General features: G+C 60.9%; 12 protein-coding genes and 1 tRNA gene. All 13 read right to left on the bottom strand.

Annotation, left to right across the window (positions count from 1 at the left end):
• Positions 1-489: 489 nt before the first annotated feature.
• Positions 490-2,037: a Fic family protein gene (locus SOP85_RS08425; RefSeq protein WP_323626671.1), complete on the bottom strand. Its 1,548-nt coding sequence runs from the start codon at positions 2,035-2,037 to the stop codon at positions 490-492.
• 343 nt (positions 2,038-2,380) lie between these two features.
• Positions 2,381-3,805: an IS1182 family transposase gene (locus tag SOP85_RS08430; protein ID WP_323626672.1), complete on the bottom strand. Its 1,425-nt coding sequence runs from the start codon at positions 3,803-3,805 to the stop codon at positions 2,381-2,383.
• Positions 3,806-3,950: 145 nt separating this feature from the next.
• Positions 3,951-4,024: transfer RNA gene (locus SOP85_RS08435), tRNA-Gly, on the bottom strand.
• 173 nt (positions 4,025-4,197) lie between these two features.
• The gene (locus SOP85_RS08440; protein ID WP_046816730.1) at positions 4,198-5,082 is read right to left on the bottom strand and encodes an alpha/beta fold hydrolase; all 885 of its coding nucleotides are present in this window, start codon (positions 5,080-5,082) and stop codon (positions 4,198-4,200) included.
• A 312-nt stretch (positions 5,083-5,394) separates the two neighbouring features.
• A complete protein-coding gene (locus SOP85_RS08445) occupies positions 5,395-6,087 on the bottom strand; it encodes a pseudouridine synthase (RefSeq protein WP_323626674.1) in 693 nt (230 codons plus the stop codon).
• 35 nt (positions 6,088-6,122) lie between these two features.
• Positions 6,123-6,341, bottom strand: a complete 219-nt coding sequence (locus SOP85_RS08450; RefSeq protein ID WP_323606725.1) for a cysteine-rich CWC family protein — start codon at positions 6,339-6,341, stop codon at positions 6,123-6,125.
• A complete protein-coding gene (locus SOP85_RS08455; RefSeq protein ID WP_323626675.1) occupies positions 6,328-7,821 on the bottom strand; it encodes a sensor domain-containing diguanylate cyclase in 1,494 nt (497 codons plus the stop codon). The genes SOP85_RS08450 and SOP85_RS08455 overlap by 14 nt, the downstream gene beginning before the upstream one ends.
• Before the next feature lie 190 nt (positions 7,822-8,011).
• Positions 8,012-9,790 carry an allophanate hydrolase gene (gene atzF / locus SOP85_RS08460; protein ID WP_323626676.1) on the bottom strand — a complete coding sequence of 593 codons (1,779 nt, stop codon included), beginning with the start codon at positions 9,788-9,790 and terminating at the stop codon, positions 8,012-8,014.
• A 24-nt stretch (positions 9,791-9,814) separates the two neighbouring features.
• Positions 9,815-13,441: an urea carboxylase gene (uca, locus tag SOP85_RS08465; RefSeq protein WP_323626677.1), complete on the bottom strand. Its 3,627-nt coding sequence runs from the start codon at positions 13,439-13,441 to the stop codon at positions 9,815-9,817.
• A 253-nt stretch (positions 13,442-13,694) separates the two neighbouring features.
• The gene (locus SOP85_RS08470) at positions 13,695-14,336 is read right to left on the bottom strand and encodes an urea amidolyase associated protein UAAP2 (RefSeq protein ID WP_323606729.1); all 642 of its coding nucleotides are present in this window, start codon (positions 14,334-14,336) and stop codon (positions 13,695-13,697) included.
• Between the two features lie 11 nt (positions 14,337-14,347).
• Entirely contained in the window at positions 14,348-15,073 is a 726-nt protein-coding gene (locus tag SOP85_RS08475; protein WP_323626678.1) for an urea amidolyase associated protein UAAP1, read from the bottom strand.
• Positions 15,074-15,085: 12 nt separating this feature from the next.
• Positions 15,086-15,874, bottom strand: a complete 789-nt coding sequence (locus SOP85_RS08480; RefSeq protein WP_323626679.1) for an ABC transporter ATP-binding protein — start codon at positions 15,872-15,874, stop codon at positions 15,086-15,088.
• On the bottom strand, positions 15,871-16,686 hold the full coding sequence (locus tag SOP85_RS08485; RefSeq protein ID WP_323626680.1) for an ABC transporter permease: 816 nt from the start codon (positions 16,684-16,686) through the stop codon (positions 15,871-15,873). Before SOP85_RS08485 ends, SOP85_RS08480 begins: the two co-directional genes overlap by 4 nt.

Consider the following 16,686-nt stretch of genomic DNA (forward strand, 5'->3'; position numbering starts at 1 on the left):
ATTGCAGTTGCGAAAGCTCACTCATCCGGGCTGTGGGAAGCTCGGGTTGATTCAAGAGGTTCTCCTGGTCTCTCGCAAACCGTGTGCTTTGCGATAGACGTCCAGCTTGAGGTGATGCACCGCGTGCAGTCGAATGTATGGGGGCAATGGGAGTCAGGGCTATCGATTGACTGTATGGTGGCGGTGGATCAAGGTTCAAGGTGGAGAACGATGGCGGCAAACCCGGCAATGACAAAGTTGAATATCGAGGCGGACGATCCAGGACCCTAGCCACCGTCTGAAACCATTGAGTGCTTCTTGCCGTTGCTTCTCTTGCCGTTCTGAAAGCCAGCGTTATGGTGGCTGCCCCTGCTGTAACACTCGCACCCGCCAGAACGGGTGCTATTACCGAGGCAGGGTTTGCAATTGCCGCGGCACCGAGCAGCAAGCCTGACGCTCCCGTACCCAGAGCCAAAATTCCTTGCCCTCGAAAAGGGACAGGGGACGGATTTATTTCTCTTCACTGCTTCCCATCTCGCGATCTTCAAACGCCGAACGCACAGCCTCCACAACTCGTTCCGCCATGCGCTCATCCTCAAGCTGCGGATACCCTTTCTTCAGCTTGCCCGAAACCACCCAACCATTCTCCTTGATGGAGCGGATGATGCGATTCGCATCCTGGTCGGGCATCTCCAGCACCTCTTTCAACTGCTCCTGTGCTCGCTGAAAGATCAACAGTACGCGCGCTTCATCCGCCATTTCCGTGCGAATCGTGTGCTCGACAACGCGCGCGGTGTACAGGACGTGTTCGGTCAGGTCCGGATACCGCCAGGCAAAACAGCCATCTTCATATTCATCGAAGATGAAGTTGCTGAGGGTCCCGTCCTCGTCGGTCACCAGTTCGCCGAAGCGATACGCCGTCGCGTAACGGCGCATGAAAGGTCGCGAGAACACTTCGAGCGTACGGTCGTAGCCGGCCCGGAAGTCGATCGAGCTGGTGATGGTGGCTGATACTGGCAGAATGACGCCATCGGGCACTGCCTTGTCTCGAATCAAGGTGTCGTTGATCAAGAAACGGTGGATCCGACCATTGCCATCGCGCATGGGATGGATATAGACGAAGCCAAATGCCAACACAGCGGCACGCGCCAGCGATTCCGCACCACGTGTTGCAATCTCAAATTCGTTGAGGCCCGCCAGTAGTGAGTCAAGGTCCCTGGAGTGGGGCGCAATGTAGTGCACGATGTCCTCGCGCATCGTGGCTTGCCCCACAAATACAGGAGAGCGCCGCAAGCCCAGGCCGATGGCGTCATGTCCCAGAATGCCGACTTGCAGGGACTGCAGGCTGTCGTTGCTCAACGAGTTTTCGATATGACCGCAGTATTGGGCAATGACATGGGCAAACCGCTGGATACGATCAGCCTGGTCGGCTTCCTTTTCGATCAGAAAGCTTGCACGCGACTCCTTGAACGTCAGCCAACTGGCCGTACGCATCAGGATGTCGGCGCCAAAGGCCTGATCCAACTCGGCCAATGCTTCGCGCAGATCAAATTGCAGAGCGTCCTGCACGGGCGCTGTTCGACGAACCAAGGGACAGAACTGAGCCGTTCCCGGCAGATTGTTATTGATTCGCCAACGCCGAATTCGTAACGACTGGCGACGAGTCAGGTATTTTTTTGGCGAAAGTGCATCAACGTAGGCACCATTGGTCACGTCCGGCACATCCAGGTGTTCACCTGTCAGCCATTCATAAAGGAATCCTGTGCGACGGGCGTACTGGCCGAAAGGCTCTCGTCGACACCAGTCTTCGACAGGCTGCGGCCCTACGACCGCAAACAGGCGGGCAAAAAATTCGAGATGAATGTCTTCGTACTTGAGGCCGAATTCGAAATGTCCTGCAAAGTCGTCTGCGGGTCGGTAGCTTGGCGGATACCGGTTCTCCACATGCCCGTCGCTTTCGCGGCTGACCCGTGTGCTGCCGATCGTGGACTCGACGCGCAGAGGCTGCGCCAATGCGATGTCGTAGCGGTTCGCGAGGGTGTTAAAACCGACTTGCATTGACGAGATCCTTTACTGAGGAAAGAAAAACGCTAACAGAACGTCGATCCTATGCGAAAACGCTAATTTATGCAGGTGTGAAAAGGCTAATGCTTGATGAAAAATGATACTAAAACCGGATTGTGAGAAAAAAACGCTAACGAGTCCAGATTAGTCACTACAGCGGTGGGGTTACATGCTTATCGACTAGTGGAAATGAAACGCTGAATTTCACCAAATATTAGACACAAAAAAACCGGCCATCTACAGGCTGTGTGAAAACACGCTGATGACGGTTCCAACAAACGCCCCGACTTGTTCGGGGCGTTTGCTTTTGTGCTCACAGCAGACGAAAAAAGGCCTTTCAGCCCATCAACGCCATCATCTGGCGCACGCCTAATACGTTAATCGCTCTTTTCAGGTTGTAGGCGTTCACTGCCAAGGCCATTTCAGCTCTCGCGCCGTCAAGCTGTCGCAGCAAGAAGCGAGCGTTACCAAATAACCACTGTTTAAGGTTGCCGAAGGGATGTTCGACGATGGATCTGCGGTTGACCATCATTTCGGGATGCGCCTGCATTCGCTGCTCCATTCGCTCGAATGCCTTTTCGTGCAGATGGCGTGAGATGTATCGGCGCTGGGCTTCGGTGCATTGCGCTTTTAACGGGCAGCTTGCACAGTCGCTGAGCGCCGACTGATAGATCCGACCTTTGTTGCTGATCTGTTTAAAGATCAGCCATTTTCCGGCAGGGCATTGATATCGATCTTGCGACGCATCGTAGGCAAATGCTGTTCGATCGAAAAATGCCTGTTCCTTGCCGCAGGAGTTGAGTGATCGCGCCACAGGCACATAAGCGGTGATGTTCTCATCCTCACATGCCTGGAACTGCTTGCCATTGGAGTAGCCCGCATCCGCGGTGACCGTCAGTTCATCTTGCGAAAGTTGTTCCTTGGCGGCCTTGGCCATCGGTTCAAGTTGCTTGCGATCATCGCTGTCCTGAGTCACTTCATGGTGCACGATCATGCAGTTCTCAGCGTCCACGGCTGTCTGTACGTTGTACCCGACCCGAGGCCCTTTGTGCGTTCGCAGCATTCGCGCATCGCTTTCGTGGGTATTGAATTGCTCAAGCTCCATCGATTTCATCAGCGACTGGCACGTCAAGTTATTGGAATGCCTGACTTCAAGTTGCGTCAAAGTCGTTCTGATCGCACTACGGTTAATCTTTTCGCCGGCTTCGGTTTTATCTGCCTCGTCCAGCTCTGCCAAATATTGGGCGATGCGCTTCTCCAGCTTCTGCTCTTGATGTTGGAGCCGCTTCAAATTCGTATGACGCCGTGAAGAGGCGACCGCCTGAAACTTGCTGCCATCAATGGCCACCAACTCGCCGGTTATCAAACCCGCCGTGCGGCAAAACTGGACGAAGGCCCGGCACGTCGCGATGAAAGCGGGTTTGTTGTCTTTACGAAAGTCGGCGATGGTCTTGAAATCGGGCTTGAGTCGATTGATCAGCCACATCACTTCGATATTGCGCTGACACTCGGCTTCGAGGCGCCGTGATGAACGGATCCGCTGGAAATAACCGTAGAGGTAGAGTTTTAGCTGATCGGCTGGATCGTAAGAGGGCCGGCCGGTACTTTTAGGAAGTGCTCTATCAAAGCCCAGTCGCGCCAGATCCAGCTTGGCGACGTAAAGGTCGATAACGCGAACGAGGTGATCCTCGGGGATCAACTCTTCCAGCGAGACCGGAAATAGGCTGGTCTGGCTGCGGGACTGTCCTTGGATGTAGGCCATAACGAAAAATGCTCCGTATCTTTCGATACGAAGCATTTTCTTTGAGTGCCGCGCAGATTGCTAGGTTTTCACACAGCCTGATCTAAGCCGGTTTTTTCTTTACCTGCATCCCCCGTCAACAAACAACGTGAGACAAGAATACGGTTGGAGCGGGTGAAGGGAATCGAACCCTCGTTATCAGCTTGGGAAGCTGGAGTAATGCCATTATACGACACCCGCTCAGAGCGGAGACTTTGTACCAGATGTGCGCGTGGAAATGAAGTTTTTCTTTGCGTTTGATGGCTTTAGCGCGGGTGAAGCACATGCACGGACCCTGTGACGGTCGTTCGCGGGCAAGCCTCGCGCCTACGGATCACGTAAGGGCAGCGGGGCTTGCTCGCGATGACGCTGTTTCAGAGGGACAATGCATGGTGGTCCTGAACGTAGTGGTAACGCGGTCGGCTATCGTGCTGTGCCGGCTTCAGGAACCCCAGTAATGCGTTGCGGCTGTCTCGGCAGGCGGCTTTGTGTTCCATGTCGAGAAAGTGGCCGGTAGCGCCCAGGGTCGTGAAGGTGGCGTCTTGCACGTGGTCGGCGAACAACCGGGCGCCATCGGCGGCGGTGTATTCGTCCCATTCGCCGTTCATGAACAGCACCGGTACGTTGATTTTCTGCGCCGCCTTGAAGAAGCACTGGCGGTCGCTGTGCAGCAGGTCGCTGATGTGGAAGTGCATCTGCCCGTATTCGTGATCGGCCAGGCTGCTGACGTGGCGGTAGTTGAAGCGCTTGAACAGCGTCGGCAGGTGTTTGCCGATGGTGCTGTTGACCAGGTTGCCGACCCGGTCACCGTCACGGCTGCCCAGGTAATCCACACCGCGCTCGAGGTAGTCGAGCATGTGCGCATTGATCTCCGGGGAGAACGAGCTGATCACGGCTTTTTCGATGCGCCGAGGCTGTTGGGCCAAGGCGACCAGGGTCGCGGCGCCACCCCAGGAAAACGACAGCACGTGTTCGGCGGCGAAGTGGTCGATCAGCTCCAGGAGGATCTGCCCTTCGACTTCCTTGGTCAGCAATTTCTCGTGCAGGTTGTGGGCTTTGGACCGGCCCGCGTAGGGCTGGTCGTAGCAGACCACATTGAACTGCGGGTGGAGATTCTTCACGGTTTGAGCAAACGACGCAGTCGTGGCCATCGAGCCGTTGACCAGGATAATGGTCTTCTCTGCGGCGTCTGCGCGATAGAACTCCGTGTAAACCCGATACTGACCCTGTATATCCAACACAGCGATTTCTGGCCTCATGTCATAAGACTCCTGGCAAGCGGGTATGCGCGCAAAAGAGATTGCACGAGCTTTGTGACAGGTAGGCATACGCCCTGGAAATTGTTAGCCCATGTCGATCCAATGCAGTCCGGTCGACGGGTATTGTTATTGGCGGGCAGTTTGCCGGGTGAGGCCGGAACCCTAGGGTCCCTACCGGCAAAAAGTTTCTTAGATACAGCTTGTGACTCATCGGTCACATTTCGGCCGACCTCCTGATTCAAGCAGGGGTCACGTCATCGCGCAAGTGCCTTTGGCAAATTGTTCGACAACTTCTGCTCAGCGGTAGGCTGCTTAGATCAATTCGATCTCATCAACGCTCAGCGGGCGGTATTCACCCGGTTTCAACGCGTTGTCGAGCACCAGTGGGCCCATGGATTCGCGATGCAGGCGCAGCACCTTGTTGTCGAAGTGACCGAACATGCGCTTGACCTGGTGGTAGCGGCCTTCGACGATGCTCAGGCGTGCGCATTTCGGGCCCAGCAGCTCCAGCCCGGCGGGTTGGGTGGTGAGGTCTTCGAAGGCGAAGTACAGCCCCTCGCGGAAAGTGATCGCGTATTCGGGGCCGATGTCCTGCTCGGTTTCAACGTAGTAGACCTTCGCCAGTTTGGTCTGCGGCTGGGTCAGGCGTCGCGACCAACTGCCGTCGTTGGTGATGAGCATCAGGCCGGTGGTGTTGAAATCCAGGCGCCCGGCGATGTGCAGATCATCCTTGTGCGGTTCTGCGATCAGGTCGAGGACGGTGGGGTGCTGCGGGTCGCGGGTGGCGCTGACGCAGCCGGCGGGTTTGTTGAGCATGAAGTGGCGCAGCGGCTTGCCGGCTTGCAGCACTTCGTTGTCGACTTCGACGCGGCTGAATTCGCGCACGTCGGCGTGGGGATCGCTGACGGTCTTGCCGTCGATCCGGACGCGTTTTTCCACCAGCAACAGGCGCACCTGCTTGCGGTTGAAGCAGGGCAGGTTGCTGAGAAAACGGTCGACGCGCATGACGTGAGGATCAGTGAATAAAGGGGGCGCGCATCTTACTTGATCGACGGCGGCGTTGCTTGCAACTGCGCCTCAACCTCGGCGCAACGCGGACACAGGCAGGCTGTGTTGCGCAGTTCGGCGGGCAGCGCCTGGAGCACCGCCGGGTCGATGCTGACGCCGTAGCACCAGCAGGCCCGGTCAGCGGTTCGCGGGTCGGCCAGGGTGCAGTCGTTGGCTGCGCCGCAGGCGGGGCAGAGGTCAGGCTTTTTCATAGGCAGGTTGAGGCAGTTCCACGCAGATTCGGTTGCGGCCCGATTGTTTGGCCCGGTACATCGCATGATCGGCCCGGGACAGCAGGGTGTGCAAGGTGTCATCGGGCTGCAGGGTGGTCAGGCCGATGCTGACGGTCAGTTGCAAGCGGTTGCCATTGTACGCATAGGGCTGTCGCTCCACATGCTGGCGTATTTTCTCGGCGATCACCTGTCCGCCGTCACCGTCGGTGTCCTTGAGCAGCACGATGAATTCTTCACCGCCCCAGCGACAGACGATGTCGGAGTGGCGCAGGCAGCTTTCCAGGTCCCGGGCGAAGCCGATCAGCACTTGATCGCCGGCCAGGTGGCCGTAGGTGTCGTTCAAGGCCTTGAAGTGGTCCAGGTCCAGCAGCAGCGCCGTCAGCGGCCTGGGTTCACGCTGGGCTTCTTGCATCGCTTGCGCGGCCAGCAGGTCGAAGCCGCGGCGGTTGGGCAGTTCCGTCAGGCTGTCGAGCGTGGCCTGGGTCTGGATCTGTCCCTGGTAGCGCTTGATCACGCGGTTGAGCAGGGCCAGCACGATCAGTGTGACGATCAGGCAAATCAGCAGGTTGAGGTACAGCGAGCGGCGGATGTCGCTGAGGTCGCCGTCTTCGCGCTTGTCGACGAACAGGTACCAGTTCAGCTCCGGGATGAAGCGCACGTTGAGGAAATGGCCCTGGCCCTGGCCGGAATATTCGTAGCTGCCGCTGTGGGGCTTGGGCAGTTGGCTGAGCAGGTTTTTCATGCTGTCGAGCTCGGCCAGGGTCTGCCCGGCCAGGGCGCCTTGTGGCCCGCCCTCGGCCCCGGTGAGCACCAGGCGGCCGAAGGTGTCGACGAAGTAGACGCTGCGCTGGTAGCGCTGCTGGTATTTGTCGATCAGCTTGATCACCGCATCCACCGTCAGCCCGACACCCGCGGCGCCGATGAAGCGGTTGTGGTAGTCGTAGACCTTGTAGTTGATGAAGACGGTCAGGTTGTCCTTGTTGGCGAGGTCCGGATCGACGTTGATCTCGTAGGGATCCTTCATGTCACGCACTCGGAAGTACCAGGCATCCCGGGGTTCGGTGACCCTGACCTGCTTGAGCACACCCTTGGCGTGGTAGTAGGTGAGGCTCGCGTCGGAGACGAAAAACGCCGTGTAGGCACCGTAGTGGGTCATGACCTCGTCGAGGTAGCGGGTCATCTGCCCGGTGTCGCGTTCGCCGTTGACCACCCAGTCGCGCATGAAGGTGTCGCGGGACATCATCGAGGAAATCAGGATCGGCCGGACCAGGTCTTTCTGGATTTCCGAGTAGACGGTGTCCGATGTCAGCGGCAGCTCGGTGTTGACGATGTTGTCGCGGATCGACGCTCGCGAGGCGTAGTAACTGAGAAAGGAAGTGGCCAGGAAGCCTGCGCCCAGCAACGCGATCAGCGTGAGGACCAACGACCGTTGGGAATACAGCGGCGAACGAAGTGGCATGGCAGTTCCATTGTCAGCAATCCGATGGCAAGCATTCTAAGGGCTGGCGCGGGAAATAACTGCTCCATGTGCGTCGCGAATGGTCGTTCCCATGCATGACGCAAACAATCCCTGTAGGAGCTGCCGCAGGCTGCGATCAAAAACAAAGTCAAAAGATCGCAGCCTGCGGCAGCTCCTACAGGGGGCGGGGTCAGGCTAGAGTTTTGAGGTAGGCGCGCCATCCGCCCAGATGGCTGATGTCCACCGCGCCCTCCAACCCATAGGCCTCGCAGATGAACCCGCTTTCCCAGCGACCATCCGCCAGCTGCACCTTGCCCAGCCCCAACGGTGCCGGGATGCCGGTGAGGAACGAGCCCAGTTCGCTGCTTGGCAATTCCCAGACTTCCACGGCAATCGCCACGCCGCCGTGCTTGACCCGAACCATGCCCGGACGCAACGGCGGGCCACCGGCCAACGCATGCAGCTGATAATCGGCCGAGCTGAACGTGGTTTCCACCAGGCGCGCGCCGCGCTGTTTCAGCTGCCAGTTCAACGCCAGGCCATCCAGGTGCGCGCCACAGACCACCAGCCGCGCGCGGTCATGGCGCGCAACGGCGGTCGGTGCCGGGGCCGCCAGTCCTTGCTGGCGCTGCAATCCATCGGCCAGGCTCAACAGATACTGATCGGTGAACGCCCGCCCGAACAGGGTCACGCCCCAGGGCAAGCCGTTGTCCATGAACGCGCTGGGCACCGCGACGGCGGCGTAGTCGAGCAGGTTCATGAAGTTGGTGTAGTAGCCCAGTTCGGAGTTGCGCTGTACCGGTTCGGCGTCGAGTTCTGCCAGGGTGACCGGGCGGCCAATGGACGGCGTGACCACGCAATCGAGGCCTTGCAGCGCTTTGTCGCACAAGGCTTTCAGCGCTTGCAGCCGGTATTGGGCGCGGAAGGTCTGCACGCCCGTGACGGCCGGGGCCTTGGCCAATACGGCGCGAATGACAGGCAGTACGGCCTCGGGATTGTGTTCCATCAATTCGCCGGCCACGCTGTAGCGTTCGGCCACCCACGGGCCTTCGTAGAGCAAACGCGCCGCTTCGAGAAAGGGCGACAGGTCCAGTTCCACCGCTTCGCCACCCAGGGCCTTGAGTCGATCGATCGCATCGGAAAATAGCTGCGGGCCTTCAGCGCAGCCGAAAAATTCCAGGTCTTGCGCACGGGGCACACCGAAACGGAACCCACGCACTGCGCCGAACGCCGAGCCGTCATTCCACAGCGGATTAGCGCGGCTGTACTCGTCCCGTGGATCGAGTTTGGCGGTCAATGCGAGCAACTGACTCGCTTCCCGGGCGGTCGCGGTAAAGGTCGTCACGCAATCGAGCGTGCGACAGGCCGGCACCACGCCCGCGGTGGAAATCAGGCCCTTGGTCGCTTTCATCCCCACCAGATTGTTCAACGCCGCCGGCACGCGCCCGGAGCCCGCAGTGTCGGTGCCCAGGGCAAAACTCGCGACACCGAGCGCCACCGCCAGGGAGGAACCGGCGCTGGAGCCACCCGATGGATACTCCGGCAACACGCTATTGGGGCACGCGCCATAGGGCGAGCGCGTGCCGTTGAGGCCGGTGGCGAATTGATCGAGGTTGGTCTTGCCCAGCGGCACGGCGCCCAGGGCCAGCAGTTGCTCGACGATGGTCGCCGAACGTTGCGGCACGTAGGCAAATGCCGGGCAGGCCGCCGTGGTCGTGATGCCCGCCAGGTCGATGTTGTCCTTGATCGCGAACGGCACGCCGTACAAAGGCAGGCTGTCGATGTCGCGGCCGTCGAGGGCGGCGAGGTAGGGTTCCAGTTCTTCGGCGCTCAGCAGATGGATGAACAGGTGATAGTCCGGGTTCAGTGCCGCTGCTTTATCGCGCAGGCTTGATAGCAGTTGACGAGGCGTGGTGCTGCCGTCGCGGTAGGCGTTGCGCAGGGCGTCGAGTTGCAGATTGATGTTCATGCTATTCGTCCTTTCGAAAGGGGTTCAGTCGAGTTCAAGCACCACGACGCGTTGTCCGGCACGCACCGCCGAACCCGGCTGCACGCGAATCTCGCGCACCACGCCGGCCATCGGCGCGAGCAGCGGGATTTCCATCTTCATCGACTCCAGGATCACCAGCACGTCACCGGCCTCGACGCGGCTGCCGGTTTCGACCTGAACCTGCCAAAGGTTGCCGGCGATGTGGCTGTCGACGCTCTGTTGACCGCTGGCCAGAGGGGCGTCTTCGCTCGCTTCTGGAACCAGCTCTTCGCTGTCGAAATGCGCCTGGCCGCTGGCGATCCAGCGCTCGCGTTCGGCATTGAAGGCGCCTTTTTGCTGATCGCGAAACGCGTTGATGCTCTGGGCTTCCTGCGCCAGGAACGCCTGGTAATCCGCCAGGTTCAACTGACTGTGCTCGATGTTCAGATCGAAACGCCCGAGGGGGAAATCCCGGCGGATGCGCAGCAGTTCATCGGCGCTGACCGGGTAGAAACGGATCTGGTCGAAGAAGCGCAGCAGCCAGGGTTTGCCATCGAACGCGGCGACTTCGCGATAGCGATTCCACATCTGCAAAGTGCGTCCAACAAACTGATAACCGCCGGGGCCTTCCATGCCGTACACGCACATGTAGGCGCCACCGATTCCCACCGAATTTTCCGCGGTCCAGGTGCGCGCCGGGTTGTACTTGGTGGTCACCAGGCGATGGCGCGGGTCGAGCGGAGTGGCGACCGGTGCGCCGAGGTAGACGTCACCCAGGCCCATCACCAGGTAGCTGGCGTCGAACACCGTGCGTTGCACTTCATCGAGGTTCGGCAGGTCGTTGATGCGACGGATGAACTCCAGGTTGCTCGGGCACCAGGGGGCGTCCTTGCGCACGGTGGTCATGTATTTTTCGATCGCCAACTGGCAGGCCGGGTCGTCCCAGGACAGCGGCAGGTGGACGATGCGCGAGGGCACCTGCAGGTCCTTGGCGGCGCACACGGCGTCCCATTCGCCGGCGACGATGCCGAGCAGATCGGCGAGCGGAAGTTGCTCGGGTTGGTAGTGCACTTGCAGCGAGCGGATGCCCGGGGTCAGGTCGATCACGCCGTGCAGGTGTTTGCTTTCCAGGGCTTGCATGAGGGCGTGGGCGCGGAAGCGCAGGACGAGGTCGAGTTCGGGGGCGCCGATTTCGAGAAGAAGATGAGTATCCCCCGACAGCCTCGCGACCAGTCGCGTATCCCCCTGACCCAAATCCAGCACCACAGGCGACACAACCCCCTGTAGGAGCTGGCTTGCCAGCGAAGGGGCCAGTCCTGACACCGCATCAACTTCTTCGCTGGCAAGCCAGCTCCTACAGGTTTTCCATTTCAAGGCGAGGGTGCGGGCGGTCTTGAGATCGACTGGGTGGAACTGCACCTTGTCCCCAGCCTTGAGCTGGCCCAGCTGCCAAAGATCCGCTTCGATCACCGTCACCGGGCACACGAAACCGCCCAGGCTTGGGCCGTCCGGGCCGAGGATCACCGGCATGTCACCGGTGAAATCCACAGCGCCGATGGCATATGGATTGTCGTGGATATTCGAAGGGTGCAGCCCGGCTTCACCACCGTCGGCACGCACCCACTCAGGCTTCGGCCCGATCAGGCGCACGCCGGTGCGGCTGGAGTTGAAGTGCACTTCCCACTGCGTGGCGAAGAAGGTGCCGATGTAGTTTTCGGTGAAGTATTCCGGTGCGCCGTGTGGGCCGTAGATCACGCGGATTTGCCGTACGGCGGGCAACTCTGCGATTTCAGGCAGTTGCGCACCGACGCTACGGTCGTTCAACGCCGGCAGATGCAACACATCACCCGCCCGTAAGGCACGACCGCCATGCCCACCAAACTGACCGAGGGTAAAGGTGCTTTTGCTCCCCAGATAATCCGGAACCTGCAAGCCACCGCGTACGCACAGATAGCTGCGCGCACCAGCGCCGGCGATCGTGCCGAGGCTCAAAGAAGCACCGGACGGAACCAGTAGCGCGGTGTTCATCGGCACGGCTTCACCGTTCAGCGTCAACGGAATCATCGCACCGGTTACCGCCACCACCGCATCACAATTGAACCGCAGCAACGGCCCGCTCATGGTGATTTCCAGCGCTGCGGCGCCTTCGTCATTGCCCAGCAGGAGGTTGCCCAGGCGCAACGCACGGCTGTCCATCGGCCCCGATGGCGGCACGCCGACCGCCCAATAGCCGAGGCGGCCGGGATAGTCCTGGACGCTGGTCTGGGTGCCGGCGCTGAGCACTTCGAAGGTATTGGCCCGGTACTCCAGGCTTTCCAGGCAACGGGTCCACGGCTGGCCGCTGGCGAAGGGTGCATCGAGCAGAATCTGCCGCAGGTAATCGCGGTTGGTTTCCACCCCGTACAGCAGGCTGTCGCCCAAGGCTTGATGCAGATCGGCAGCCGCTTGTTCGCGGGTCGGTGCCCAGCTGATGACCTTGGCGATCATCGGATCGAAGTAGGGCGGGATCTCGCAACCGGCCTCGACCCAGGTGTCGATGCGCAGCTGTTTGCCGTCGGCGACGGGAAAATCAACGGCGGTCAGCAAGCCCGGACTCGGTTGAAACTCCCGCCCCGGATCCTCGGCATAAAGTCGTGCCTGAATCGCATGGCCGTCAGCTTTCAAACCTCGGCTCAACTCGCTCAACGGCGGCAGATCACCCGCGGCCAGTTGCACCATCCAGCGCACCAGGTCGACGCCCCAGACTTGCTCGGTGACGCCGTGCTCCACCTGCAACCGGGTGTTCACTTCCAGGAAGTAGAAACGCTGGGCATCGCTGTCGAAGACGAACTCGACGGTGCCGGCGCTGCGGTAGTTCACCGCCTTGGCCAGCTTGATCGCCGCCGCGCACAGTTCATCGGCCATGCCCTCGGGCAGGTTCGGCGCCGGGGTTTCCTCGAGGACTTTCTGGTTGCGCCGCTGCACCGAACAGTCGCGCACGCCGAGGGCTATCACCTCTCCACGGCCGTCTCCAAACACCTGCACTTCCAGGTGCCGGGCGCGCTGGATGTACTTCTCGATGAACACGCCGGCGTCGCTGAAATTGTTCTGCCCGAGGCGCTTGACCGCCTCGAAGGATTCGCTCAACTCGGCCGCGCTGCGGCACACGCGCATGCCGATGCCGCCACCGCCGGCGGTGCTCTTGAGCATCACCGGGTAACCGACCTGTTCGCCGGCGATCAGCGCTGCGTCGAGGCTGTCGAGCAGCTCGGTGCCTTCGAGCATCGGCACGCCGTGTTGTTTGGCCAGGGCGCGGGCGGTGTGCTTGAGGCCAAACACCCGCAGTTGTTCTGGCGTCGGGCCGATGAAGGCGATGTTGGCGGCTTCGCAGGCTTCGGCGAAGGCAGCGTTTTCCGAGAGAAAGCCGTAGCCGGGGTGGATTGCGGTGGCGCCCGTGGCTTTGGCGATGGCGAGGATTTTTTCCACCGCGAGGTAGGTGCCAGCGGCCGCGCCTTCACCGAGGCAATGGGCCTCGTCGGCTTGCAGGATGTGCAGGCTCGCGGCATCGGCTTCGGAATACACGGCAACGCCTGCGACCTGCAGTTCGCGCAAGGTGCGCAGGATGCGGCAGGCGATGGCGCCACGGTTGGCAATCAGGACTTTTTCGAACATGGCATAACCCCTGGAGGGGATGCGGGCCGTCCCGCAGTTTTTCGATGAGCGCCAGGGTCGTCCCCGACGGGAAAATCAACTTTCTTCAAACACCACCGCCCCCTGTAGGAGCTGGCTTGCCAGCGAAAGCGGTGTGTCAGTCACACCATTGTTGAATGTGCTGGCCCATTCGCTGGCAAGCCAGCTCCTACAAGGCACTGGCTTGAGCGGGCCTGGCACAGGGCAAACAACCAGCGGCGCAATTTCGGGAATTTCAGTTCCATACCAGCAGCTCCGCAGGGGTCGGGTTGTAGGCGTTGCACGGGTTGTTCAGTTGCGGGCAGTTGGAGATCAGCACGATCACGTCCATCTCGGCCCGCAGATCGACGTACTTACCCGGTGCGGAAATCCCGTCTTCGAAGGTCAGCCCGCCGTCCGCCGTGACCGGTACGTTCATGAAGAAATTGATGTTCGGCCCGATGTCGCCTTTGCCCAGGCGCCCGTCATGCACACAGGCGCGCAGGTAGTTGTCGCGGCAGCTGTGCATGTGGCGTTTTTCCAGGGCGTAGCGCACCGTGTTGCTCTCTTGCGCGCACGCGCCGCCGAGGGTGTCGTGACGGCCGCAAGTGTCGGCGACGATGGTCAGCATCGGTTTGCCGAGGTTGGAATACAGCACGCTGCCGGTGGTGAGGTACACGCTGTTCTGGCGGCGCAGGGTGCGCTGCACGTCGTAGCGTTCCTTGGGATTGGCGACGCTGTAGAACAGGGTGTCGACCGCCTGGTTGCCTTCCAGGTCGAGGATGCGCAGGGTCTGGCCGGCCTTGACCTCCATCAACCAGGGTTCGCCGGCGGGGATGGTGGCGCGGTAGACGGCCGTTTCAGGCGACTGTGGAGCGGTAGCGATAGCGAGTGACATGGCAGCGATCCTCAGGCGAACAGACGGTCGGTATTGATGAAGCCGCGCTCGTTTTCCGGGCGCGAGGTGCGGCAGTGTTCGGCGACGCTGGGGTCGGCGTTCATCCAGCTGAGCTTCAAGGGTTTAGGTGCGTATTCCGGCGACGGGTCCATCGGATGCTGCAGGGCGGTGAGCACCACCAGGGTGTCCATCGGCGCGTACAACTCGATGTAGTCGCCAGCCTTGGAGTTGCCCTCGACGAAGTGAAAGCGCCCGGCGTCGTCGACGTTGACCCGGCTGAACAGGTTGAGGGTCATCAGCAGGTCGGACAGCCCCAACCCCCACTTGCCCAACTCCACCAGCAGGTTGTCCGTGCCGTTGCGGAAGAAGCCGTTGCGCAGTTTCTGATAGCGGCCCAGGCCGTACTTTTCTGCCACTTCTTCAGCACAGAGCACGCCGCCAAGGCTATCGCTCCAGCCGCAGGTGTCGGCGGTGATGGCGGCCAGCACGCGGCCCATGTCCGAGTACAGGCAATGGCCGGCGGTGAGCTTGGCGGTGTGTTGGCACTTGAGGCTGTCGGGCAGGTTCAGGCGTTCGGTTTTTTCGTTGGCGTTGAGCAACGTCAGGCTGACGTTGGCGCCGCCGCGCAGGTCGGTCAGGCGCAACAGCTGGCCGCGTTTGAGCACGAAGGAACGGTGGCCGCCGCCGGGCAGCATTTCTTCGGCGAAGGGCGGGAACAGTTGAGTCGAGTCGGTCATTTTCATATTCCTCTAAGCGATACGAAGCGTGCTTGCCAGTTGCACGGGCAAGGCGTCGACGGCGGCACGGCAGGTGCGGCGGTCGCTGTTCAAAGGGATGTCGTAGGTGATGCGTGCGCCATAGGCACCTGGGGCGTGCGGGTCGAGGCGGACCTTGTCGAACACCAGCAGGCGAGTGCCGAGGCTGAAACCTTCGGACAGATCATGGGTGACCATGAACACCGTCAGTCGGGTCTCGCGCCACAGCTCCAGCAGCAGGGCATGCATGTCTTTGCGGATGCCCGGATCGAGGGCGCCGAAGGGTTCGTCGAGCAGCAACACCCGCGGCTTCATGATCAGCGCCTGGGCGATGGCGAGGCGTTGTTGCATGCCGCCGGACAGTTGCGCCGGGTACTTGTCCAGCGCATGACCGAGACCGACTTTGTGCAGCAGCACCGAAGCCTGTTCGCGAGCCTCTTTTTTAGCGCTGCCGAACAGGCGCCCGAGCAATGGCGAGCGGGGCAGTTCGAGACCAAGGGCGACGTTGTCCAGCACGCTCAGGTGCGGGAACACCGAATAACGCTGGAACACCACGCCACGGCTGGAATCCGGTTCGCCGGCCAGGGTTTGGCCGTCGAGCAGGATCTCGCCGCGACTGGCTTTTTCCTGGCCGAGCAGCAGGCGCAGGAAGGTCGATTTGCCGCAACCGGATGCACCCACGAGGGTGCAGAACTCACCTTCGTTGACGCTCAGATTCAGACCTTCGAGCACCACTTGATCGGCGTATTGCTGCCAGACGTTCTTAACGGTGATGAAGCTCATTTTGCGGCCCCCTCATACCAGGGAAAGGCACGGCGGGTGAGGTACTTGAGGCCCCAATCCATCAGCCAGGCAAGCAGGGTGATCCACACCACGTACGGCAGGATCACGTCCATCGCCAGGTAGCGGCGCACCAGGAAAATCCGGTAGCCGAGGCCATCGGTGGAGGCGATGGCTTCGGCGGCGATCAGGAACAGCCACGCCGAACCCAGCATCAGGCGCAGCGAGATCAGCAGGCGTGGCAGCAATTGCGGCAGCACCACCCGCAGCATCAGGGTCCAGGTCGATGCTCCTAGGGTCTGGGCCTTGATCAGCAGTTCCACGGGGATTTCCCGGGCACGCTGTTCCAGGTCGCGGGCCAGGGCCGGTGTGATGCCGATCACGATCAGCATCACTTTCGACAACTCACCCAAACCGAAGACGATGAACAGGATCGGCAGGATCGCCAGCGGCGGCACCATCGACAGCACGGTCAGCAAGGGTGACAACGGCGCGCCGAACAACGGCAGCGTGCCGGCGGCGATGCCCAGGCACAGGCCGGCCAGCGCGCTGATGCCCAGGCCGATGGCCAGGCGTCGCAGGCTGGACGCTGTGTCCTGCCAGAGCAGGTAGTCGCCGGTGCGGCTGTCGGCCACGAAGGCTAGGCGCTGCACCGCGTCGCTCATCTGTACGGCGCTGGGCAGCAGTTTGTCGTTGGGGTTGTCCGCCAGGCGCTCCGCCGAGCCCATGAAGTAGGCGAACAGCAGCAGGGCGAACGGCAGGATCACCAGCAACAGGCGGCTCGGGCGATCCGGGTGGCGATTGATCAGGCGCAT

Origin of the sequence: Pseudomonas sp. YuFO20, assembly GCF_035064975.1 — a bacterium.
GTDB classification, from domain to species: domain Bacteria; phylum Pseudomonadota; class Gammaproteobacteria; order Pseudomonadales; family Pseudomonadaceae; genus Aquipseudomonas; species Aquipseudomonas putida_AE.

What these genes read in the sequence shown, in the direction of transcription:
- SOP85_RS08485 (WP_323626680.1), bottom strand. Translation starts at nt 16,686, where the DNA reads ATGCGCCTGATCAATCGCCACCCGGATCGCCCGAGCCGCCTGTTGCTG.
- uca (WP_323626677.1), bottom strand. Translation starts at nt 13,441, where the DNA reads ATGTTCGAAAAAGTCCTGATTGCCAACCGTGGCGCCATCGCCTGCCGC.
- SOP85_RS08480 (WP_323626679.1), bottom strand. Translation starts at nt 15,874, where the DNA reads ATGAGCTTCATCACCGTTAAGAACGTCTGGCAGCAATACGCCGATCAA.
- SOP85_RS08450 (WP_323606725.1), bottom strand. Translation starts at nt 6,341, where the DNA reads ATGAAAAAGCCTGACCTCTGCCCCGCCTGCGGCGCAGCCAACGACTGC.
- SOP85_RS08440 (WP_046816730.1), bottom strand. Translation starts at nt 5,082, where the DNA reads ATGAGGCCAGAAATCGCTGTGTTGGATATACAGGGTCAGTATCGGGTT.
- SOP85_RS08425 (WP_323626671.1), bottom strand. Translation starts at nt 2,037, where the DNA reads ATGCAAGTCGGTTTTAACACCCTCGCGAACCGCTACGACATCGCATTG.
- atzF (WP_323626676.1), bottom strand. Translation starts at nt 9,790, where the DNA reads ATGAACATCAATCTGCAACTCGACGCCCTGCGCAACGCCTACCGCGAC.
- SOP85_RS08430 (WP_323626672.1), bottom strand. Translation starts at nt 3,805, where the DNA reads ATGGCCTACATCCAAGGACAGTCCCGCAGCCAGACCAGCCTATTTCCG.
- SOP85_RS08470 (WP_323606729.1), bottom strand. Translation starts at nt 14,336, where the DNA reads ATGTCACTCGCTATCGCTACCGCTCCACAGTCGCCTGAAACGGCCGTC.
- SOP85_RS08475 (WP_323626678.1), bottom strand. Translation starts at nt 15,073, where the DNA reads ATGACCGACTCGACTCAACTGTTCCCGCCCTTCGCCGAAGAAATGCTG.
- SOP85_RS08455 (WP_323626675.1), bottom strand. Translation starts at nt 7,821, where the DNA reads ATGCCACTTCGTTCGCCGCTGTATTCCCAACGGTCGTTGGTCCTCACG.
- SOP85_RS08445 (WP_323626674.1), bottom strand. Translation starts at nt 6,087, where the DNA reads ATGCGCGTCGACCGTTTTCTCAGCAACCTGCCCTGCTTCAACCGCAAG.